General features: G+C 40.7%; 22 protein-coding genes. 21 read left to right on the top strand and 1 reads right to left on the bottom strand.

Translation table 11 applies throughout. The features are described from left to right. The 4 genes from NE257_RS04755 to purB form a co-directional block, all read left to right on the top strand. Positions 1-770, top strand: a 770-nt coding sequence (locus NE257_RS04755) for a solute carrier family 23 protein (protein WP_251885912.1), incomplete at its 5' end; no start/stop codon positions are given. A 24-nt stretch (positions 771-794) separates the two neighbouring features. After that, positions 795-1,277: a 5-(carboxyamino)imidazole ribonucleotide mutase gene (gene purE / locus NE257_RS04750; RefSeq protein WP_007208186.1), complete on the top strand. Its 483-nt coding sequence runs from the start codon at positions 795-797 to the stop codon at positions 1,275-1,277. Then, positions 1,261-2,388 carry a 5-(carboxyamino)imidazole ribonucleotide synthase gene (gene purK / locus NE257_RS04745; protein WP_040366509.1) on the top strand — a complete coding sequence of 376 codons (1,128 nt, stop codon included), beginning with the start codon at positions 1,261-1,263 and terminating at the stop codon, positions 2,386-2,388. The genes purE and purK overlap by 17 nt, the downstream gene beginning before the upstream one ends. 25 nt (positions 2,389-2,413) lie before the next feature. Continuing rightward, positions 2,414-3,709 (top strand): adenylosuccinate lyase, encoded by a 1,296-nt coding sequence (gene purB / locus NE257_RS04740; RefSeq protein WP_251885911.1) that lies wholly within the window; start codon positions 2,414-2,416, stop codon positions 3,707-3,709. A 294-nt stretch (positions 3,710-4,003) separates the two neighbouring features. Here purB and NE257_RS04735 read toward each other — a convergent pair whose 3' ends face one another. Beyond that, entirely contained in the window at positions 4,004-4,366 is a 363-nt protein-coding gene (locus NE257_RS04735) for a hypothetical protein (RefSeq protein WP_040366511.1), read from the bottom strand. A gap of 203 nt (positions 4,367-4,569) precedes the next feature. On the opposite strand from NE257_RS04735, the gene purC reads away from it, so the two are divergent. The 17 genes from purC (at position 4,570) to NE257_RS04650 (ending at position 23,099) form a co-directional block, all read left to right on the top strand. Next, entirely contained in the window at positions 4,570-5,292 is a 723-nt protein-coding gene (purC, locus tag NE257_RS04730; RefSeq protein ID WP_007208190.1) for a phosphoribosylaminoimidazolesuccinocarboxamide synthase, read from the top strand. Beyond that, on the top strand, positions 5,293-5,544 hold the full coding sequence (purS, locus tag NE257_RS04725; RefSeq protein ID WP_007208191.1) for a phosphoribosylformylglycinamidine synthase subunit PurS: 252 nt from the start codon (positions 5,293-5,295) through the stop codon (positions 5,542-5,544). It abuts the gene before it with no gap. Further along, positions 5,541-6,224, top strand: coding sequence for a phosphoribosylformylglycinamidine synthase subunit PurQ (gene purQ, locus NE257_RS04720; protein ID WP_251885910.1), 684 nt, complete (start codon positions 5,541-5,543; stop codon positions 6,222-6,224). Before purS ends, purQ begins: the two co-directional genes overlap by 4 nt. After that, positions 6,214-8,436 (top strand): phosphoribosylformylglycinamidine synthase subunit PurL, encoded by a 2,223-nt coding sequence (gene purL / locus NE257_RS04715; RefSeq protein ID WP_251854712.1) that lies wholly within the window; start codon positions 6,214-6,216, stop codon positions 8,434-8,436. The genes purQ and purL overlap by 11 nt, the downstream gene beginning before the upstream one ends. After that, a complete protein-coding gene (gene purF / locus NE257_RS04710) occupies positions 8,421-9,881 on the top strand; it encodes an amidophosphoribosyltransferase (RefSeq protein ID WP_251885909.1) in 1,461 nt (486 codons plus the stop codon). Before purL ends, purF begins: the two co-directional genes overlap by 16 nt. Further along, the gene (purM, locus tag NE257_RS04705) at positions 9,878-10,924 is read left to right on the top strand and encodes a phosphoribosylformylglycinamidine cyclo-ligase (RefSeq protein ID WP_007208195.1); all 1,047 of its coding nucleotides are present in this window, start codon (positions 9,878-9,880) and stop codon (positions 10,922-10,924) included. The genes purF and purM overlap by 4 nt, the downstream gene beginning before the upstream one ends. Continuing rightward, complete coding sequence (gene purN, locus NE257_RS04700) at positions 10,921-11,514, top strand: phosphoribosylglycinamide formyltransferase (RefSeq protein ID WP_251885908.1); 594 nt, start codon at positions 10,921-10,923, stop codon at positions 11,512-11,514. Before purM ends, purN begins: the two co-directional genes overlap by 4 nt. Next, positions 11,492-13,039, top strand: coding sequence for a bifunctional phosphoribosylaminoimidazolecarboxamide formyltransferase/IMP cyclohydrolase (purH, locus tag NE257_RS04695; RefSeq protein WP_251885907.1), 1,548 nt, complete (start codon positions 11,492-11,494; stop codon positions 13,037-13,039). The genes purN and purH overlap by 23 nt, the downstream gene beginning before the upstream one ends. Before the next feature lie 10 nt (positions 13,040-13,049). Next, on the top strand, positions 13,050-14,306 hold the full coding sequence (purD, locus tag NE257_RS04690; RefSeq protein ID WP_251885906.1) for a phosphoribosylamine--glycine ligase: 1,257 nt from the start codon (positions 13,050-13,052) through the stop codon (positions 14,304-14,306). 143 nt (positions 14,307-14,449) lie between these two features. After that, a complete protein-coding gene (locus NE257_RS04685; protein WP_251886446.1) occupies positions 14,450-15,457 on the top strand; it encodes a GMP reductase in 1,008 nt (335 codons plus the stop codon). A 64-nt stretch (positions 15,458-15,521) separates the two neighbouring features. After that, the gene (locus NE257_RS04680) at positions 15,522-15,992 is read left to right on the top strand and encodes a MaoC/PaaZ C-terminal domain-containing protein (protein WP_040366522.1); all 471 of its coding nucleotides are present in this window, start codon (positions 15,522-15,524) and stop codon (positions 15,990-15,992) included. Beyond that, positions 15,985-16,662 (top strand): Bax inhibitor-1/YccA family protein, encoded by a 678-nt coding sequence (locus NE257_RS04675; RefSeq protein WP_007208224.1) that lies wholly within the window; start codon positions 15,985-15,987, stop codon positions 16,660-16,662. Before NE257_RS04680 ends, NE257_RS04675 begins: the two co-directional genes overlap by 8 nt. Positions 16,663-16,888: 226 nt before the next feature. Further along, positions 16,889-19,534, top strand: coding sequence for a DNA polymerase I (polA, locus tag NE257_RS04670; protein WP_251885905.1), 2,646 nt, complete (start codon positions 16,889-16,891; stop codon positions 19,532-19,534). 16 nt (positions 19,535-19,550) lie between these two features. Further along, positions 19,551-20,381 (top strand): DNA-formamidopyrimidine glycosylase, encoded by an 831-nt coding sequence (gene mutM, locus NE257_RS04665; RefSeq protein WP_007208226.1) that lies wholly within the window; start codon positions 19,551-19,553, stop codon positions 20,379-20,381. Positions 20,382-20,384: 3 nt separating this feature from the next. Continuing rightward, positions 20,385-20,987, top strand: a complete 603-nt coding sequence (coaE, locus tag NE257_RS04660) for a dephospho-CoA kinase (RefSeq protein WP_251885904.1) — start codon at positions 20,385-20,387, stop codon at positions 20,985-20,987. Positions 20,988-21,212: 225 nt separating this feature from the next. Further along, on the top strand, positions 21,213-21,677 hold the full coding sequence (gene nrdR / locus NE257_RS04655) for a transcriptional regulator NrdR (protein WP_040366524.1): 465 nt from the start codon (positions 21,213-21,215) through the stop codon (positions 21,675-21,677). A gap of 39 nt (positions 21,678-21,716) precedes the next feature. Beyond that, a complete protein-coding gene (locus NE257_RS04650) occupies positions 21,717-23,099 on the top strand; it encodes a replication initiation and membrane attachment family protein (protein WP_251885903.1) in 1,383 nt (460 codons plus the stop codon). Positions 23,100-23,101 lie beyond the last annotated feature (2 nt).

Here is a 23,101-nt window from a genome sequence, read left to right as displayed (position 1 = left end):
TATTATTGACCCAAGTCTACGCAAAAGGCTTTTTCCGATCGATTGCAGTGCTTGTTGGGTTAATTGGCGGTACGCTCGTCGCCGCACTGATGGGGGACGTATCAACAAAAGCCTTTGAGCAAGCCTCTTGGTTTCAACTGCCACAGCTATTTTATTTTGGTAAACCATCATTTGATCCAGTCTCAATCATCTTAATGTGCATTATTGTCATTGTCTGTATGGTTGAATCAACGGGTGTCTACTTTGCCCTAGCTGAGATTACAGACAAAACATTGACTGAAGATGATCTGAAACGTGGCTATCGAACAGAGGGTCTAGCGATTTTACTGGGTGGTTTGGTCAATACATTTCCACATACCGGCTTCTCGCAAAATGTCGGCTTGGTTCAATTATCAGGCATAAAAACAAAACGTCCACTTTATTTTTCTGCTATTTTTCTAATTATTCTAGGGCTATTTCCCAAAATTGGTGCAATGGCGCAAGTCATTCCTGATGCTGTATTAGGCGGTGGGATGCTCGTAATGTTTGGAATGGTTGCAGTAGCGGGGATGCGTATGTTGGCGAAAGTCGACTTTACGGATGATCGCAATTTGCTAACTGTTGCGTTGTCCATTGGCTTTGGTTTGGGATTTAATTTAATGCCTGGACTGTTTAGTAAGCTTCCAGCTACGATTCAAATGTTTACCGAAAACGGAATTGTTATGAGCAGTTTGACCGCTGTGTTACTAAATACATTGTTCCACCATAAACAATTATCAGACGAATCATAAATAAAATAAGATTGGAGCCGCCTTATGAAACGTGTAGCCATCGTGATGGGAAGTATTTCAGATTGGGAAACGATGAAAGAAAGCTGTTTGATTTTAGAAAAATTTAACATACCTTATACGAAACAAGTTGTCTCCGCGCATCGCAATCCAGATAAGATGTTTGAATTTGCCAAACAAGCGCGCAAAGATCATGCAGTAATTATTGCCGGTGCGGGTGGGGCTGCCCATCTACCGGGTATGATTGCCTCGCAAACGACATTACCCGTCATTGGAGTCCCTATCCAAACGAAAGCTTTACATGGGTTAGACTCGCTCTTATCGATTGTTCAAATGCCAGGTGGGATTCCTGTTGCAACGACTGCCATCGGAAAATCTGGCGCAATTAACGCGGCTTTACTTGCTACTCAAATACTTTCCATATATGATAAGGGAATAGAAGAAAAATTGGCAAGCTATCGCGAAGAAATACGCATAGTTTCTGAAGAAAGTAGTGATCAACTTGACTAGTCTTTTAATGCCTGGTTCAACGATTGGAATTGTTGGCGGTGGACAGCTTGGTAGAATGATGGCAATTAGCGCCAAATATATGGGATTCCGTGTAGGGATTTTAGACCCGACGAATGATTGCCCTGCAGCACAAGTGGCAGATTGGCACATTGTTTCGGCTTATGATGATACTCTTGCATTGATGGAGTTGGCAAAACGAAGCGATGTTATTACGTATGAATTTGAAAACGTGAGTGTTGAAGCGTTAAATAATTTATTACCCGAGGCTAATATTCCTCAAGGGACCGATTTATTGGCGATTACGCAAGACCGCTTATTAGAAAAATCATTCTTAGAGGCAAATAATATCGTGATTGCTCCTTATGCTACGATTATCAGCCCTACTGATATTCAGGATGCTATTGATAGTTTAGGCTATCCATGTGTTTTGAAAACAACGCGCGGCGGTTATGATGGTAAAGGACAGCATGTCTTGAAAAGCCGAGCGGACTTAGCAGAGGCGATGACGTTGCTTAGGGAAGGCACGTGTGAATTAGAGGCGTGGATACCATTTGAAAAAGAATTATCTGTGATTGTTGCAGGTAATGGCACAGAGTATGTAACGTTTCCTGTAGCGGAAAATATTCACCGCAACAATATTTTGTATCAAACAATTTCGCCAGCTCGAATTGCCGACGAGGTAGCTGAAGAAGCGAAGCGTGTGGCCATCGATATTGCAGAAGCATTGCAATTGCGCGGTGTATTGACTGTTGAGATGTTTCTCACTGAGTCTGGCAGTATTTATGTCAATGAACTGGCGCCAAGACCGCATAATTCCGGTCATCATACGATTGAATCTTGTTCGATGAGTCAATTTGATGCACATATTCGAGGTATTTGTGGTTGGCCACTTGCCCAAGTGGAGTCACTTAGTCCAGCGGTTATGATCAATATTTTAGGGATTGAATTGCAGCGAACGTATCGGATGATTGGACAAGAACCGAATTGGCATTTTCATTATTATGGGAAAGAAAAAGCCAAAGTCAATCGAAAAATGGGACACATTACCATCTTGACGAAAGATATTGAAAAAACACTTGAAGAAATAGCACAAACACGTATTTGGGAATAAAAATAGATTTTCAAAGGAGACAAACATGCTAGAACGCTATACACGACCAGAAATGGGAAATATTTGGACTGATGAAAACCGCTATCGAGCTTGGTTAGAAGTAGAAATCCTTGCCACCGAGGCTTGGTCTGAGCTTGGTGAAATACCGAAAGAAGATGTCAAAAAAATCCGCGAAAAAGCAGCCTTTGATACCGCACGTATTTTAGAAATTGAACAAGAAACGCGACATGACGTCGTAGCGTTTACACGAGCTGTCTCTGAAAGTTTGGGTGAGGAGCGCAAATGGGTTCATTATGGTCTTACTTCCACTGATGTCGTTGATACGGCATATGGCTATCTCGTGAAACAAGCCAATGATATCTTAAGAAAAGATATTCAACGTTTAACTGAAGTAATCGGTGAGAAAGCCAAAGCCTACAAGCATACCGTAATGATGGGACGCACGCATGGAGTTCATGCGGAGCCGACTACGTTTGGGCTGAAGCTAGCCTTATGGTACTCAGAAATGAAGCGAAATATTGAACGATTTGAACACGCTGCAGCTGGCGTTGAGGCTGGTAAAATTAGTGGCGCAGTGGGGACATTTGCCAATATCCCACCTTTTGTTGAAGCGTTTGTCTGTGACAAACTAGGTATTCGCGCCCAAGAAATTTCTACCCAGGTGCTACCAAGAGATTTGCACGCAGAATACATCGCAACCATGGCATTAATTGCGACTAGTATTGAAAAATTTGCTACTGAAATCCGTTCATTGCAAAAATCAGAAACTCGTGAGGTGGAAGAATTTTTCGCGAAAGGGCAAAAAGGCTCATCCGCAATGCCGCATAAGCGTAACCCAATCGGCTCTGAGAACATGACTGGTCTAGCGCGAGTGATTCGCGGGCATGTCGTAACAGCGTATGAAGATGTCACTTTATGGCATGAGCGAGATATTTCTCATTCTTCCGCTGAACGTATTATTTTACCTGATACAACGATTTTACTTAACTATATGTTGAATCGTTTTGCGACGATTGTTGAACAATTGACTGTCTTCCCTGAAAACATGAAGCGCAATATGGATGCGACGTTTGGTTTAATTTATAGCCAACGTGTCTTACTCAAATTGATCGATCACGGTATGACAAGAGAAGAAGCCTATGATTTGGTACAACCAAAAACTGCAATTGCTTGGGATGAACAAACACAGTTTCGACCATTGCTAGAGCAAGACGCGAAAATTATGAGTATTTTATCAAAAGAAGAATTAGATGATGCATTTGATTATCGTTACCATCTAAAACAAGTGGATACGATTTTTAAAAGAGTCGGTTTAGAGTAAATCATTTACGGAGGTATGACAGTTTAAACTGTTATCCCTCCTTTTATACAGTCGTTTGACAAATAAGTTGACCTACCTTTTTGAGTTTGCTATGATTCAACCCAAAATTTCAAGAACAAGTTAGCCACTTTTTGAAAAATATTACGATACAGATGTGACACAAACAAATTAGTAAGACAAATTTGTTTCACTGATAGAGACTAGAGATTAAGACAGAATTGGTCAATAATAAGCAAAAGCCATAAAATCCAGAAGTTATTTTCCAAACTTTTGGATTTTATGGCTTTTTTGTTTTCATTGAGTCAAACTGATGCGGCTATGGCTATACTCAAGGATTTCAGACAAAAACTCTAATGAAACTTCACGAAAATTATAAAAAACTTTTAAAAGATGGTAGCTTTTAAAGAGATAAGAGGCTTCAATAGCTTGGATAATTAACTCTTGATTTTTTTGGTTTTGATATTGATAGACATTTCGATGACTAATAGTTGTCAATTTGTTCTCAAAAACCGCTTTTAAAAAAGGAGCTATTTGTGAATCTATTCCAAATTTTTCAGAATATAAAAGCTGTCGGATATCATTGAGGAGTGACTCTTGCGTTTCTACGGATAATGAATCATAGAAAATACGTGCATCATGTCTGAGTTGCTCTTTCATTTGTTCTTCCTCCAAAGTCATATTATCAATGAAACTATATCACAAACACATATTTATGTAAACGCTTATCTTTATTTTTCTATTCTTTAAATACGAACATTTATTGCTTTTTGTAATTAAATTATAAATAATTATTTGACTATCTTTTTTTGTTAGGTTTAAAATGAAAGCAAGAAATAACCAATAAATTAATGAGGTGAATCATGAATACGTGCGATGTAATCTATGAGGGAAAAGCGAAGAAAATGTATCGGACAGAAGATGAATCCATTGTTCTCGTAGAATATTTGGATCAAGTTACAGCATTAAATGGCGCAAGAAAAGATGAAATGGTTGGGAAAGCTGAGTTAAACAATACCATTTCATCTTTTATTTTCACATGGTTAAAAAAAAATGGCATTGAAAACCATTTTGTATCAAAAGAGGGAAAAACCGAACAATTAATCAAAAAGCTAGAAATGATTCCACTAGAAATTGTTTTAAGAAATGTGGCGGCTGGTAGTTTTTCCAAACGGTTTGCTGTTGCACAAGGCACAGTATTAACTAGACCGATTATTGAATTTTATTACAAAGCTGACGAATTGGATGATCCATTTATAAATGATGCTCATGTCGATTATTTTTCAATTGCGACTGAAGGTGAATTAAAGAGTATTCGTCAGCTAACATTGATGCTTAATGAAAAATTGATTGAGTTGTTTGACCAAATTGATTTGACGTTGGTTGATTTTAAAATTGAAGTGGGAAGAACCTCGGATGGGAAAATTCTTTTGGCAGATGAAATTTCACCTGATACGTGTCGCTTATGGGATAAAACAAGCAAGCAATCACTTGATAAAGATGTCTATCGTAAGAAAACAGGGGATTTACTAACGGTTTATCGTGAAGTTACCAATCGACTTGATGCACTTAAGGAGGAAAATTAGATGACACTTGCTAAAGTAATCGTAATGTACAAAGAATCGATCCTTGATCCTCAAGGTGAGGCAGTAAAAAATGCATTGCTGCGACTTGACCATAAAGAAGTAAAAGATGTCCGGATGGGTAAATACTTCGAAATTCAATTAGCAGAGTCTGTTGACCCGGAAGCTGAAATTGAAAAGATGTGTCAAGAGTTATTGGCAAATGTGACGATGGAAAGCTATCGCTATGAATTAGTAGACGAGGTGCAACAATGAAATTTGCAGTTATTGTTTTCCCAGGCTCTAATTGCGATCAAGATATGATATGGGCTGTGAATCTTTTTGATGGTATGCAAGCGACAGCAGTACGCCATGATGAACGCTCATTGATGGGGTATGATGGCGTGTTGCTTCCGGGCGGGTTTTCTTATGGTGATTACTTACGGTGTGGAGCGATTGCCCGTTTTGCACCAATTATGACTGAGGTGGTGCGTTTTGCACAGGAAGGTAAGCCGGTTTTTGGAACGTGCAATGGGTTTCAGATGTTAACAGAACTAGGTCTGTTACCGGGTGGTTTACGAAAAAATGAATCGTTGAAATTTATCAGTAAAGTAGTCCCAATCGTTGTCGAAACAAACAAGCATCCATTTACGAATCAGTATCAAGCAAATGCAACTATTGAGCTACCGATTGCGCATGGCGAAGGAAATTATTACTGTGATGAGGAAACATTAGCTGAACTAGAAGCCAATAATCAAATCTTATTTCGATATGCTGACAAGGTGAACGGGAGTGTCGCAAATATCGCGGGCATTAGCAATCTAGCAGGCAATGTAGTCGGCATGATGCCGCATCCGGAGCGAGCAGTCGAAGCATTATTAGGGTCAACTGATGGTCGTCCTTTTTTTGAATCAATGCTGACAAACTTTGTAAAGGAGAGCAATCATGTCAAATAAGGTGAGTCTTGAGCCAACAGCGGAAACAATCCAACACGAAAAAATTTATCGGCAATGGGGATTAACAGACGAAGAATATGATAAAGTAGTGGCAATTTTACATCGTCAACCCAACTATACCGAAACGGGCTTATTTGCTGTTATGTGGAGTGAGCACTGCTCTTATAAAAATTCAAAACCGATTCTTAAAAAATTTCCATCAAGCGGTTCTCACGTGTTACAAGGTCCCGGTGAAGGAGCGGGAATTGTTGATATTGGCGATGACTTGGCAGTTGTTTTTAAAGCAGAAAGCCACAATCATCCATCAGCGGTGGAGCCATATGAAGGGGCAGCGACTGGCGTAGGCGGAATTATCCGAGATATCTTTAGTATGGGCGCTCGACCGATTGCTATATTGGATTCGTTGCGATTTGGTGAATTGACCAATTCAAGGACGAAGTATTTATTTGAAGAAATCGTCGCTGGCATTAGCGGATATGGTAATTGTATCGGTATCCCGACAGTGGGTGGTGAAATTTCCTTTGACGCGTGTTATGAAGGGAATCCGTTGGTCAATGCGATGTGTGTGGGTGTTATCGAGCATCGCCACATTCAAAAAGGCCAAGCGAAAGGGATCGGCAATCCAATCTTTTATGTCGGTGCAAAAACTGGTCGCGATGGAATCCATGGTGCGACATTTGCCTCAGAAGAATTTGAGGATGAAAAAGAACAAAATCGCTCGGCGGTTCAAGTGGGCGATCCATTTATGGAAAAATTATTACTTGAGGCGTGTTTAGAATTGATTCAAGAGCATCCTGAAGCAGTTGTTGGGATTCAAGATATGGGCGCAGCTGGGTTGGTTTCATCAAGTTCGGAAATGGCATCAAAAGCAGGATCTGGATTAAAGCTTAATCTAGATGATGTCCCTCAACGTGAAACCAATATGACCCCTTATGAGATGATGCTCTCTGAATCACAAGAGCGTATGTTAATCTGTGTCCAAAAAGGCCATGAACAAACCGTTTGCAACCTTTTTGCAAAATATGAGCTTGCCGCTGTTAATATCGGTTCAGTCACTAACGACGGTCAATATCGCTTGTATCACAAAGGGAAATTGGTTGCTGACTTGCCGGTCGATGCATTGGCGAGTGAAGCGCCTGTCTATTACAAAGAACAAGCTGTTCCGAAGAGACTAGAAGCATTTAAACAAATGCAACCTTTTGAACCGGTACTATACTCTGTTGAAGAAACGTTGACTGATTTACTTGCTCAACCGACAATTGCATCTAAGAAGTCGGTCTATGAGACCTATGATTCACAAGTCTTGACGAACACAGTCGTACGTCCGGGAAGTGATGCTGCTGTCGTGCGGATCAAAGGAACGAAGAAAGCTTTGGCGATGACGACGGATTGCAATGCGCGCTATTTATACCTTGATCCAGAACTTGGTGGTCAAATTGCTGTTGCCGAAGCCGCCAGAAATATTGTGGCCAGCGGTGGCCAACCATTAGCTATTACCGATTGTTTGAATTACGGCTCACCTGAGAAGCCAGAAGTCTTTTGGGAATTGGCACAGTCAGCAGATGGCATTTCTGCTGCGTGCCTAGCGTTAGGAACGCCAGTCATCTCAGGTAATGTTTCGTTGTACAACGAAACCAATGGCCAAGCGATTTATCCTACGCCAATGATTGGGATGGTTGGACTGATTGAAGATGTACAACACGTAACAACTCAGTCCTTCAAGAAAAGTGGCGACCTGATTTATGTTATTGGAGAAACGAAGGATGACTTTGCTGGGAGTGAAATTCAAAAGCAACAAACTGGTGAAATTGCGGGCACAATCAGTTTTTCATTAGAAGACGAAAAGAACAATCAAACACTGGTTTTAGCAGCGATCAAAGAAGGATTGATTCAAAGTGCGCATGATTGTGCGGAAGGTGGATTATTAGTAGCTTTAGCGGAATCAGCCTTCGATCATAATTTTGGTTTTTCAATTGATTGGCAAGGAACAAATGCACAGCTCTTCTCTGAAACGCAATCACGATTTGTATTAAGTGTTTCTCTAGAAAATCAAGCGCGCTTTGAAGAACAATTTGGCGCAAACGCGACTTATCTTGGCGTGGTAACGGAAGAACCAACATATGTGATCAAATCAGAAAATGAGCAAGTAATAATTGATGGACTCAATGCAAAGCGAATATGGGAGGAAGCCATTCCATGCCTTATGAAGTAAAAAGCTTGAATGAAGAATGTGGTGTTTTCGGTGTCTGGCAATGTGAAGATGCTGCGCGCCTTACGTATTTTGGTCTGCATGCGTTGCAGCACCGAGGACAAGAAGGAGCAGGAATTGTCGCTAAAGGCGAATCGGAACTTTCTGGCCATCGTGACCTGGGATTGCTTTCGGATGTTTTTTCAAATGAAGCGATTTTGGACCGACTTGAAGGTGATGCTGCGATTGGACACGTCCGATATGCCACAGCTGGTAGAAGGAATCTTGCCAATATTCAGCCCTTTCTTTTTCAATTCGATCAGGAACAAATCGCTCTAGCGCACAATGGTAATTTGACCAATGCAAAACGTTTGCGTCGGTCGTTAGAAAAGGAAGGTGCCATTTTCCATTCTAGTTCAGATACGGAAATTTTGATGCATCTCATTCGTCGAAGTACCAAAAGTACATTGAAAGAAAAAATTATGGAATCACTGAATACAGTCAAAGGTGGCTTTGCGTATCTTTTGCTAACATCTGATGCGATGATTGCAGCTTTGGATCCAAATGGATTCCGACCGCTCGCCATTGGCAGATTGAATAATGGTGGCTATGTAGTAGCTTCGGAAACATGTGCGCTAGATACGATTGGTGCTAGCTTTGTTCGGGATGTCAATCCTGGAGAGATGGTCTGGATATCTGATAAGGGAATGGAAATTATCCCCTATACCACAGATACGCAACTTTCGATTTGCTCCATGGAATTTATATATTTTGCTCGACCTGACTCAAACATATACGGTGTTAATGTTCACACTGCACGTAAAACAATGGGTAAGCGACTAGCGCAAGAAGCACCGGTAGACGCCGATATTGTGGTGGGAGTGCCAAATTCTTCTTTGTCGGCCGCAAGTGGCTACGCAGAAGAAGCGAATATTCCGTATGAACTAGGGTTAATTAAAAATCAATACATCGCGCGGACGTTTATTCAACCTACACAAGAGCTTCGTGAGCAAGGTGTGCGGATGAAGCTTTCGGCTGTCAAAAAAGTAGTCGAAGGAAAACGTGTGATCCTGGTCGATGATTCAATCGTGCGCGGGACAACCAGTCAACGCATAGTGAGTTTGCTAAAAGAAGCGGGTGCGTCAGAAGTTCATTTGCGGATTGGCTCGCCAGCGTTGAAATATCCTTGTTTTTATGGGATTGATATCCAGACAAGAAAAGAGTTAATTGCTGCCAATCATACTAAAGAAGAGATGTGTACTATCATTGGTGCGGATTCTTTAGAATTTTTGAGTGAGCAAGGGGTGATTGATTCGATTGGTTTACCATTCGATGCACCTTATAGCGGTCTTTGTATGGCTTATTTTAATGGCGATTATCCGACGCCATTGTATGATTATGAAGAAGAGTATTTGGCATCTTTACAGGGTGAAAAAGTGGTGCAAATGAACGAGGAGGTATTCAAGTGACAAATCCGTATCAAGAAGCTGGTGTGAATATCGAGGCTGGCTACGATGCAGTCGAACGAATGAAAAAGCATGTCCGTAAAACGGCAAACAGAGGTGTCATGGGAGCAATCGGTGGCTTTGGTGGCATGGTTGATTTAAGTGTGTACGAATTAGCTGAGCCAGTATTAGTGGCGGGCACAGATGGTGTCGGTACGAAGCTACTATTGGCTCAGGAAATGAACCAACATGAAACGATTGGCATTGACTGTGTGGCAATGTGTGTCAATGATGTCCTTGCCCAAGGAGCTAAACCTATCTTGTTTTTAGATTACATTGCTACTGGAAAATTAGACCCAATTGTTGTTGAACAAATCGTAGCCGGTGTTGCGGAAGGCTGTGTCCAAGCTGGTGCGGCACTGGTAGGCGGAGAGACTGCTGAAATGCCGGATTTGTATGCTGAGAACGAGTATGATCTAGCTGGTTTTACGGTCGGTGTTGCTGAGAAAAGTCAGTTAATCCAAGCTGATTCAATCCAAGAAGGCGACCTATTGATCGGGTTGCCATCGACTGGTATTCATTCCAATGGCTTTTCGTTGGTGCGTTCATTATTTTTTAAAAAATACACTTTTTCGTTAGATGCATCATTTTCAGACTATGGTATTGATCATCTTGGTACTACTTTACTGACGCCGACCAAAATTTACGTTAATGATGTCTTGCCTTTACTTGCGGATCATCTGATTCAGGGTGTTGCACATATTACTGGTGGCGGATTTTATGAAAATATCCCGAGAATGTTGCCGGAACACTTGCAAGCAGAAATCCATAACGGTACTTGGCCGGTCTTGCCGGTATTTTCTTTGATGCAAGAACTCGGAGGGTATACATCGCAACAAATGTTTGGCATTTTTAATATGGGTATTGGTCTCGTGCTAGCTATTCGCAAAGAAAACCTGGAACATGTAGAGGCATTGTTTGCGAAAGCGAACACACCATTTTATCAAATTGGCGTGGTGAAAAAACGGAATGGTGATTCGGTCGTCATGAAAGAGGAAGCTGAATGAAGATAGCTGTGTTTGCCTCAGGAACCGGATCGAATTTTACCGCACTCGTCCAAGCGATAAAGCAAGGACAATTAGCTGCGACTATCGAATTGCTCGTCTGTGACCAACCGGATGCATTGGTACTGAAGCGAGCAGAAGCGGAACGAATCCCGATTGTCTGCTTAAAACCAAGTGATTTTGCTACTAAAACGGCCTATGAAGAGCAGGTGAAAGAAGCGTTGATTCTTCATGAAACTGAATTCATCGTCTTGGCGGGGTATATGCGTTTGATAGGCCCGACACTCCTCGAACCTTACAAAAACCGAATCATTAATATTCATCCGTCACTCCTACCCGCTTTTCCTGGGCGAACCAGTATCGCCGATGCCTTTGATGCTGGCGTGTCGGAAAGTGGTATCACCATTCATTATATTGATGAAGGCATCGATACTGGCCCAATTATTTATCAAAAAGCCGTACCGATATTGAAGACAGATACGTTCGCTACCTTTACCGAGCGGATGCATGCGGTTGAACACACCATTTATCCAATGGTGCTCGAAAAAATATTTCAAGAAGGAGCTTCTAATGAAAAAAAGAGCCTTAATTAGTGTATCGGATAAAACTGGGATTGTCCCATTTGCAAAGGAATTAGTTGAGAATGGCTATGAAATTATATCCACAGGCGGCACCAGAAAAGCATTGACTGACGCAGGAGTGAAAACTCTTGCGATTGAGGAAATTACAGGATTCCCTGAAATGCTAGATGGCCGCGTGAAGACGTTGCATCCGCGGATTCACGGAGGGCTTTTAGCAAAACTTGATAACCCGGAGCATGTGGCTACATTAAACGAACACAACATCGATCCGATTTCGCTCGTGGTCGTTAATTTGTATCCTTTTAAAGAAACCATTCAAAAGACAGCAATCACTGAAGCGGAGGCCATTGAACAAATTGATATCGGTGGTCCCAGCATGTTGCGCTCTGCTGCAAAAAACTTCGCTTCGGTGACAGTGGTTGTCGACAGCCAAGATTATCCAGTCATCCTTAGTGAATTAGCAGAAAAAGGCGAAACAAAGCTAACAACTAGAAAAAAACTTGCCCTAAAAGTCTTTCAACACACAGCCGCATACGACGCATTGATTGCTAGTTATTTAGCTGAAAAAGTAGAACAAACGGTATTTCCAGATGAATTGGTGCTTCAATACGAGAAAAAACAAGTATTACGATATGGAGAAAATCCACACCAAGAAGCAGCTTTTTATGTCCAAAGTCCGGCGCCAAGTGGTACGATTGCTAGCGCTAACCAGCTACACGGCAAAGAGTTATCTTACAACAATATTCGTGATACAGATGCGGCGCTTGGTATTTTAGCTGAATATACAAAACCAACAATTGTAGCAGTCAAACACATGAATCCGTGTGGAATTGGTTCAGGCATATCGATTGAACAAGCTTTTGACGCGGCGTATGCTGCCGATCCGGTTTCGATTTTTGGAGGGATCATTGCCAGTAATCAAAAAATCAGCTTAGCAGTTGCTGAAAAAATGAGTTCAATGTTTTTAGAAGTTATCATCGCACCAGCGTTTGATCAAGATGCGCTGCAACTATTGACGAAAAAGAAAAACATTCGCTTGCTTTCCGTTTCAGAATCTTTAGAGAAGCAACCCAAAGCATGGACGTCTATCTCGGTCGGAGGTGGCTTGTTAATTCAAAGTAAAGATGACCTGATTGAAGATGAAACGACGTGGCAAGTGGTGACCAAAAGAAAACCAACTACCGATGAAATTGAAGCACTAGCTTTTGCGTGGAAGGCAGTGAAACATGTCAAATCAAACGCGATTGTACTAGCCAATAAACAACAAACAGTTGGCATTGGTGCTGGTCAAATGAATCGTGTGGGATCAGTAGCAATTGCGCTTGAGCAAGCTAAAGCAAATAATGCAATAACCGATGCGGTATTGGCAAGTGATGCCTTCTTTCCAATGTCTGATAGCGTTGAACTCGCAGCCAAAAACGGCATTAAAGCGATTATTCAGCCGGGGGGAAGTATCAAAGACCAAGAATCGATTGATATGGCAGATCAATACGATGTAACGATGATTTTCACGAATATAAGACATTTTCGTCATTAAGGAGAAGCGCATGAATATTCTAGTGATTGGTAGTGGTGGCAGAGAGCACGCGATAGCCAAAAAGATAAAACAAGATACTCCTGAAGATGCAGTGTACTGTTGTCCGGGAAATCCTGGGATGGAAGTCGACGGCATTCAAGTTTGTTCATTGGATGCTTCTGATTTTTCAGCGTTAGTCACGTTTGCCAAGGAAAAAGAAATTGATTTGACCATAGTAGGGCCTGAACAACCATTACTCGAGGGTATCGTCAATCACTTTCAAGCAGCTGGTTTAAAAATTTTTGGGCCAACGCAGGAAGCTGCCTTGCTTGAAGGATCCAAATCATTTGCAAAAGAAGTGATGCTATCAGCCAATGTACCCACAGCATCTTATCAAGCCTTTGATAAGTTTGAAGAAGCAATCTTATTTTTGGGTGAACAAGAAAAATATCCAATTGTCATTAAGGCTGATGGATTAGCCGCTGGTAAGGGAGTAATTATTGCACAGTCTAAAGATGAGGCACTAACAACTGTCGAGCAGCTAATGAAAGAGCAAATTTTTGGAGAAAGCGGCTCGAAAATCATTATTGAAGAATTTTTAGAAGGTGAAGAGTTTACGTTGATGGCGTTTGTGGATGGCGATGCAGTCTACCCGATGATTCCAGCTCAAGATCATAAACGAGTATTCGCTGGCGATAAAGGTCCCAATACTGGCGGTATGGGCGCGTATGCCCCAGTCCCACAAATTAGTCCGCAAATAATTGAAGCGAGTATAAAAAATATTCTTCAACCAGTAGCATCCTACATGAAACAACAAGGTACGCCATACACCGGTATTTTATACGCTGGTCTAATCGTTACAGCAGAAGGCCCGAAAGTCATTGAATTTAATGCCCGATTTGGTGATCCGGAAGCGCAAGTTGTTTTACCACTACTGTCTTCTAAGCTAGTGAATATTATGGATCAGCTATTGCGTCACGAACCACTTGAGATTGTTTGGCTAAACCAAGTTAGCTTGGGTGTTGTCGTTGCCAGAGAAGGGTATCCGATTGCAGCGAAAGAACCAAGACCGTTACCTGACTTGTCGGATATCAAAGATGTAGATGTGTACTATAGTGGTGTATCGAAACGTGAAAACCGATTTGTCTCCAATGGTGGCCGTGTATTTTTAGTACAAAAAACTGCCAATACTTTCGATGAAGCGAAAGAAACACTCTATCATGAACTGGCTCAAATTTCATCCGATGATTGGCATTTTAGAGCAGATATCGGGTATAGAATTAAGTGAAATACGAACATTGAAAATGTTTTTTAAAAATAAAGATTGTATTCACTTGAATATCTGTCGGAAATCTTATAAGTTATTATGGGCATTACATTTTGAGCAGATTCCATTTGCTCTATAATAAGTGAGGGATTTCGATGTTTGATATGAAAGTTTTTGACTATGAAGATGTACAATTGGTTCCAAATAAATGTGTTGTAAATAGTCGTTCAGAGTGTGATACGACGGTAATACTGGGTAAGCATTCATTTAAAATGCCGGTCGTGCCAGCTAATATGCAGACCATTATTGACGAATCCATTGCAGAATTTTTAGCAGCAAATGGCTACTTTTACATTATGCATCGCTTCGATGAAGAAGGCAGAATTGCTTTTGTTAAACGTATGCAGTCTTTAGGGTACATCGCATCAATCAGTGTCGGTGTCAAACAAGACGAGTATGTATTTATTGATGAATTAGCTAAACAAACATTAACGCCTGACTATATTACAATTGATATTGCACACGGTCATTCAAATTCCGTTATTCAAATGATTCAATATATTAAAGAAAAATTACCCGAGGCATTTGTTATTGCGGGGAATGTCGGCACACCCGAGGCCGTAAGAGAATTAGAAAATGCAGGTGCTGATGCAACAAAAGTCGGCATTGGACCAGGGAAAGTGTGTATCACAAAAATCAAAACCGGTTTTGGGACGGGTGGTTGGCAGCTAGCTGCTGTTCGTTGGTGTGCAAAGGCTGCTCGGAAACCCATCATTGCAGATGGTGGCATTCGAACACATGGTGACATCGCTAAGTCACTTCGTTTCGGTGCGACAATGGTGATGATCGGGTCACTATTCGCTGGTCATGAAGAATCTCCAGGTGAGACAAAAGTGGAAAATGGTGTTGTCTACAAAGAATACTTTGGGTCAGCATCAGAGTTTCAAAAAGGCGAAAAGAAAAATGTTGAAGGCAAAAAAATCTGGATCCAACACAAAGGATCATTAAAAGATACCTTAGTAGAAATGCAACAAGATTTACAATCATCGATCTCTTATGCTGGTGGCACCGATATTGAAGCCATTCGTAAAGTCGACTATGTCATTGTAAAAAATTCCATCTTTAATGGTGATACAATTTCTATTGAGAGGGAAAACAGTTTTTTTCGATGAGCCGAACTTGCACTTTTTCAGCCTTTTGATAGAATAGAATAAATAAGAATTGGAGGAATTTATTTTGAATATTGGCAAACCGAGAAAACTTGGGAAAACGATTGATCAAATCGAGGAAGGTGACTCGCTTTCGTTAACAGAATCAATAGAGGATAATCAATTATTGCTTTATTTAGGTTTAACGAATGATGCAAATCCGCTGTACATCCAGCATGATTATGCACAGAAGACGAGTTATGAGCGTCCGATTGTACCATCGATTATGTTAATGGGTATTGTTACAAGCGCGATATCTAAGCACTTACCAGGTCCAGGTTCCCATGTGGTGAATTTTTCGGTTAACTTTGTTGCACCCGTTTTTCATTACGAAACACTCACATTTGATTTTGAAGTGATTAAAGTTGATAATCGAAAAGATGTGGTGACCATATCAGTCGAAGCAGTCAACAATGAAAAACAACGTGTCTTAGATGCCGTAGTCATGGTTCAGCCGCCAGTCATTACAAAATTAGAAAGTGAGGAAATTCATGAATAATACGTATACGGAAACAACTAGTTTAAATCGTTTTTATGGCAAGGTTTATGGCTTTTTTGCCATGGGGCTTGCAATTAGTGCCATCGCGGCATATCTGTCCATTAATATGTTTCGTGAACAAGTCTTTGGCTTTTTGCAAAACTTTCCACTGGGAATTACCGGTGTATGGATCGTTGAATTTATTTTAGTCATTGTCGTTAGTGCAAAAGCACAAAAAAATCCTTCGTTAACCATCGCTGGCTTTATCGTCTATGCCTTGTTAAATGGCTTTACGTTATCGGTTACGTTGATGCTGTATTCACAAGCAAGTATCGCTTTAGCGTTTGCTACTGCGACATTAACCTTCATTGGTATGTCCCTATATGGTATGTTTACAAAGCGTGATCTAAGTAGAGTCGGTCAATTGGCCATTGGATTGTTATGGGGGGTAATTATTGCGACGCTGTTAAATTTCTTTTTAGCAAGCTCGGCCGTTAACTATTTCCTTTCTTATGTGACAGTCTTGATTTTTATCGGATTGACTGCTTATGATAATCAACAAATTCGCAAACTTTATGCTGCTTCACAAGGTCAAAATCAAACAGGGTTAGCTGCTTTTATGGCATTGCAGCTGTACCTTGATTTTATTAACCTTTTCTTAGCATTACTGCGCATTTTCTCTAGAGATTAAACTATTTTTATACTGCTAAAGCGAAATTCGAGGAAATAAATACTTGAAAAAATCAGCCAATCCAAAGGTTTTAAAAATAACTTTGGGGTTGGCTGATTTTTTTTGTTGTAATTGAACCGTTCTGTCTTCGAATTTTTATGACGAAACTAATCTTTCAAATCAATCGCTTTACTAGTATATCTTTGTTAAAATGAGGAGAATAGGATAATGGCTGGAGGAATGAAACATGCCGAAAAATAAATTATTATTGGTTGATGGAAATAGTGTCGCTTTTCGCGCCTTTTTTGCGTTGCATCAATCGTTAGACCGTTTCAAAAATGCAAATGGCTTACATACCAATGCGTTATATGCGTTTCATAATATGTTTACAAAAGTTATGGAAAAAGAAAAACCTACCCATATCTTGGTGGCATTTGATGCAGGTAAAACAACCTTTCGGACACAGATGTACGCAGAGTATAAAGGTGGGCGGGCGAAAACACCAACTGAGTTTAAGGAGCAATTACCTTACTTAAGAGAGTTATTAGATGCGTTTGGTGTTAAGCATTATGAACTACCCAATTACGAAGCAGATGATATTATTGGAACGTTTGCGCAACGTGCAGACAAGGAATCATTTGATGTTGTGATTTTGACAGGTGACCGAGATTTGACGCAATTAGCAGATGAGCATATAAAAGTGGATATTACTGTCAAAGGTGTGAGTGAAATTGAGGCGTATACACCTGAATCAATCGCCGAAAAATACCAAGGACTTGTACCAAAGCAAATTATTGACATGAAAGGCTTAGCTGGTGATTCTTCAGATAATATTCCTGGTGTGACAAAAATTGGTGAGAAAACGGCCATCAAATTACTAAATCAATTTGGAAGTGTTGAAGGGATTTACGAACACCTAGATGAATTAAAACCAGGTAAGATGAAAGAAAATCTGATTAATGATAAAGATCAGGCCTTTTTATCTAAGACCTTAGCCACCATCAATACGGATGCGCCGGTCGATTTGACTATCGAGCAGTTGGTTTACAAAGGACAACATACTGAGAAGTTGGTCGCTTTTTATCAAGAGATGAATTTCCAATCGTTTTTATCGAAACTAAGCGTATCAGATGCGGATAAAAGTTTGGCTGATATTTCGTTTGACTATGTGACAGAAGTCCAACCAGCTATGTTTGGTGATTCGGGACATCTTTATGTGGAAATGCTTGATGATAATTATCATATTAGTGAGATTGTTGGCTTTGCTTGGTCAAATGGCAATCGTATTTATGTGACAGACAATCTTTCGCTTTTAGAAGATAACGCATTGCAGGATTGGTTGTTTGATGCCAAACGAACCAAATCGGTCTTTGATGCCAAACGGACGACGGTCGCGCTTCATCGCTATGTTGGTAGCCCAAATGGTATCCAGTTTGATAGCTTACTGGCTTGTTATCTGTTGGATACAAATGATTCATCAAATGACTTAGCACTTGTTGCTCATCGCTACGGCCTAACAGAAATCGAAACAGACGAAGCAGTGTATGGAAAAGGGGCTAAAAAAGGGCTTCCTGAAGATAACGAACGATTTTATAGTCATTTGGCACGTAAAGTTGCGACTATGCAAAAATTGGACACAAAATTATCGGATGAGTTAGTCGAAAAAGGACAATGGACACTATACAAAGAGATGGAACTACCGTTGTCATTTATCCTAGCTGAAATGGAAATTACAGGTATTCATGTCGATGCCCAACGCTTGATTGCTATGAAAAGTGAGTTTGCGACCAAGCTTCATGACATTGAAGAAAAAATATACGCGCAAGCAAACGAGCGCTTTAACTTGAATTCACCCAAGCAGCTAGGAGTAATTTTATTTGAAAAGATGGGTCTCCCTGTGATTAAGAAAACCAAAACTGGTTATTCAACAGCTGTCGATGTATTGGAGCAACTAAAAGTGCAAGCGCCGATTGTCGAAGATATTTTGACGTATCGTCAAATTGCAAAAATTCAGTCGACCTATGTCGAAGGATTGCTTAGAATGATCCAATCAGATGGCAAGGTACACACCCGATATGTCCAAACCTTGACACAAACCGGTCGCCTAAGCTCGGTTGATCCGAATCTACAAAATATCCCAATTCGCTTAGAAGAAGGGCGAAAAATTCGTCAAGCTTTTGTTCCAAGAAACAAAAATTGGGTAATTTATTCATCAGATTACTCGCAAATTGAGTTGCGTGTTTTGGCCCATATCTCAAAAGATGAACACTTACAGGCAGCATTCATAGAAGGGCAAGATATCCATACAAGTACGGCGATGCGTGTCTTTGGCTTGGAGAGTGCTGAAGATGTGACCCCGAATATGCGCCGGCAAGCAAAGGCAGTGAACTTTGGGATTGTTTATGGTATTTCGGATTATGGCCTTTCGCAAAATCTAGGTATTACCAGAAAGCAAGCTCAACAATACATAGACACGTACTTTGAACGGTATCCAGGGGTCAAAGCCTATATGGAAAATGTCGTAGAGCAAGCGAAAAAAGATGGCTATGTTGAAACGTTGTATCATCGGAGAAGATACTTACCTGACCTTTATGCTAAAAACTATAATATTCGTTCTTTTGCCGAGCGAACAGCGATTAACTCACCTATCCAAGGGAGTGCGGCAGATATATTAAAAATTGCCATGATTGAAATGAACAAGCGTCTAAAAGAAGAAAAACTAGCAGCTACAATGCTCTTACAAGTTCATGATGAGCTAGTCTTTGAAGTTCCTGAAGAAGAATTAGCTCATGTCGATCAGCTTGTAAAAGAAGTGATGGAGCATGCGGTTACTTTAGCGATTCCACTCGTTACAGATAGTAATTGGGGGGAAACGTGGTACGATGCGAAGTAGATAAGGAAGTGAAGAAATGCCAGAATTACCAGAAGTTGAGACTGTTCGCCGAGGTTTAGAGCAATTAGTTATCGGTAAAACTATCCAATCGGTAAGCGTCTATTGGGATCGAATGATTGAAGGTGGTGATAAAGAGAAAGTGGCCTTTGAATTAGTAGGTCAGACTGTTGAAGCGATTCAACGTCGAGGAAAGTTTTTAATTTTCCGCTACACTGCAAATGACTTGATTTCTCATTTACGAATGGAAGGGAAATATGAATTTTTCCCTCAAGAGACACCACCGAGTAAGCATACCCATGTCATTTTTCACTTTACTGATGGCTCGGAGTTGCATTATCAGGATGTGCGTAAGTTTGGTCGGTTTGCGTTAGTGGCTAAAGGAAAGAGCGCAGAATACGCCGGTATTGCCAAATTGGGACCGGAGCCTACGAATGATCAGTTTTTACTAGGTGCTTTCCAGCAAGGATTGGCAAAATCAAAAAAAGCCGTTAAGCCATTGTTATTGGAACAAAAACTTGTGACTGGACTAGGGAATATCTATGTTGACGAGGCACTCTGGCAAGCTAAAATCCATCCAGAAAGACTTGCTTGTACCTTAACAACTGACGAAAGTATTGCGCTGCATCAAGCTATAATTGACGTCTTGGGCAAAGCTGTCATCGCCGGGGGGACAACGATTCGCACCTATCATAATGCACTGGGTGAGGCTGGCACGTTCCAAGTTGCTTTGCATGCGTATGGTCAGCAAGGAAAACCTTGCAGCCGTTGTGGCACACTGATTGTCAAAACGAAAGTTGCACAACGTGGTACGCATTTTTGTCCCAATTGTCAGAAAGTAGAAGGTTAATAGATGACGTATGTATTAGGAATTACAGGTGGGATTGCTTCTGGGAAGTCTACAGTCACGAACTACTTAAAAAGAAAGCAAATACCTGTTGTCGATGGGGACGTAATTGCTAGACAGATTGTTGAAAAAGGGCAACCTGCATTAGAGGAAATTATCCAAGAGTTTGGACCAGAGATGGTGGATGCTAACGGTCAGCTTATCCGAAAAAAATTAGGTGCACTTATTTTTTCAGATGCGACAAAGAGGCAAAAATTAGATGCTTTATTGGATCCTTTTTTGCGTGAAGCAATTTCTTGCGCTATCACGCACTTTGCGCAACAAGGCAATGCGTTAATTGTCGTGGATTTACCGTTGCTATTTGAAGCGGGCTATCAAAATTTGATGGATGGTGTTGCGGTCGTGAATGTAGATGAGCAGCAACAGGTACACCGACTAATGAACCGTGATCAGCTGACCGAAGAAATGGCGCGCCAACGCATTGAAAGCCAAATGCCTTTAGAACAAAAGCGCAAACTAGCTGATTTTATTTTTGATAATTCTCAGTCAAAAGCCCATACACAAGAGCAAGTGGCTAGCTGGCTAGAACAGCACTTCAAGAATTTATAGCATTTTAAAGAAAACGTAGTGGATTGTTTTGGTACAGTTCATTGCGTTTTCTTTATTGTGTTTCAGTCTGAATGGATATTTTGGTTGATTTGAGTGAGGATTCACTTAGAAATTTGGTTATTGTAGTATTAGCAAAAAGAACTTTCGTGTTATAATATATGAAATAAAAGATTGGTGTAGAAAACATCAAACTTGAGAATAGATTGAAATAATGAGGTGAGTGTTATGCATTGTCCAAAGTGCCATTATAATAGTTCCCGTGTTATTGATAGTCGTCAAGCTGATGACGGGCGTGCCATCCGTCGTCGTCGTGAGTGTGAAAATTGTGGTTTTCGTTTTACGACGTTTGAGCGGCTTGAAGAAACACCCCTACTTGTCGTGAAAAAAAATGGTGATCGAGAAGAATTTAGTCGAGAGAAAATTTTACGGGGCTTGATCCGTTCGGCAGAAAAACGTCCAGTCGCGATGGAACAGATGGAAAGTGTCGTTGACCATGTAGAGGCTCGCGTACGCGAAATGGGAGATAAAGAAGTATCAACCAACCAAATTGGTGAATTTGTGATGGAAGAACTCGTAAATTTGGATGAAATTTCCTACATACGCTTTGCAAGTGTCTATCGTCAATTCAAGGATATGTCAGTCTTTTTAAAAGAATTGCAAGATATCGTAGACAAAGCCAATAAAAAATAAATGCAAACTATAAAGGGGACAGAAAAGGGGACAGAATACATGTCAGAAATACAACCAAATAGCCTGTATCAAGCATACAAAGCTGTCCCATTATCCGATGATGGCGTACAGGCACTAACAGCACTCTATCAGCCCATTATCGGATCTGATGCACTGACGCTATATTTCGCTTTAGCAAATGATGCCAGCACCGCTGAGTATACGCATTTGGATTTATTAAATCAATTAAATTTTGGTATGCAGCGCTTCTTAGATGCACGGTACCATTTAGAAGGAATCGGATTACTTACGAGCTACCAAAAAAATTTAAGTGAGTTCGGCTTATTGTATGCGTATGAATTGCAAGAACCCTTGTCACCGGTACGCTTTTTTGCTGATTCGACTTATTCTTTTTTATTGAAGAATATGGTAGGCGAGCGACGATTCCAGTTACTAGCCAAACGTTACATGATTCCTCGCTACACATGGTCAGCTTACACAAATATCACAAAAAACTTTACAGATGTCTATTCATTTCAACTAGCTGATTACCAGCGAGACCAAGCCAAATTAGAACAAATCGCTAGCCATTTTTCAAAGGAATCAGAACCCGCTGTAGTGCTTGACGATCAGCTAGATTGGTCATTTTTGAAGTTTCATGCGCAGAAAAAACAAATTTCAGCGAAAAACTTCACGGATGAATTCTCCAAAAAATTGTCATTATATCATCAGTATTATGGCTTAGATGAAATGGATCTGGTGCAATATATGGCTGATGTTGTTAATATTGCGACTGGCATGGTAGAAAGTGATGAGCTAGAAAAACGGATTGTCGCTAGCCGAAGAACGACACGTTTCAAAGAATCTTCCGTCAATAAAGAGACAGAGGATGCAGAGATTCGCCGTTTTAATACCTTAAAACTGACAGGTTTTTCTGATTTGGATATTCAGATTATTAAAGAAAGTGAACAAATATCGCCCGCTGATTACTTGGCAGCAATTAAATTGGAGAAAAATAGTTATCCGACGAAGTTAGAAGAATGGATTGTCCGCGACTTAGTAGAACGTAGCCCATTACCGAAAAGTGTCATCAATGTATTGTTACATTATGCTTTAGTTGTGAAAAATAACAGTGTATTGCCACAAAAACTCGTCGACAAAATATCGGCAGATTGGTCTGAGAAAAAAGTCGGGACACCCGAGGCCGCTATCCAGCTCGTTCGAACGTTAGCCAAAGAAGCTCAGACAGCCAAACAACAACGAACTAATCAATCCCGCTATACTCCAAATAAAGTGACCAGAAAAGAGCAACTACCCAAATGGTTAGTCGAGCAAGAAGCCAAAAAAGTAAGCAATGAACAAGTAGAAGATTCCGAAGTTGCTTTGACGGATGAAATGAATGAACGCTTCCAAGCGTACTTAAAGCGAAAAGAAGGTGAATAGTG

This window comes from Enterococcus italicus (assembly GCF_023743875.1).
GTDB classification, from domain to species: Bacteria; Bacillota; Bacilli; order Lactobacillales; family Enterococcaceae; genus Enterococcus_G; species Enterococcus_G italicus.
This window is presented reverse-complemented; position numbering and strand designations above follow the sequence as displayed.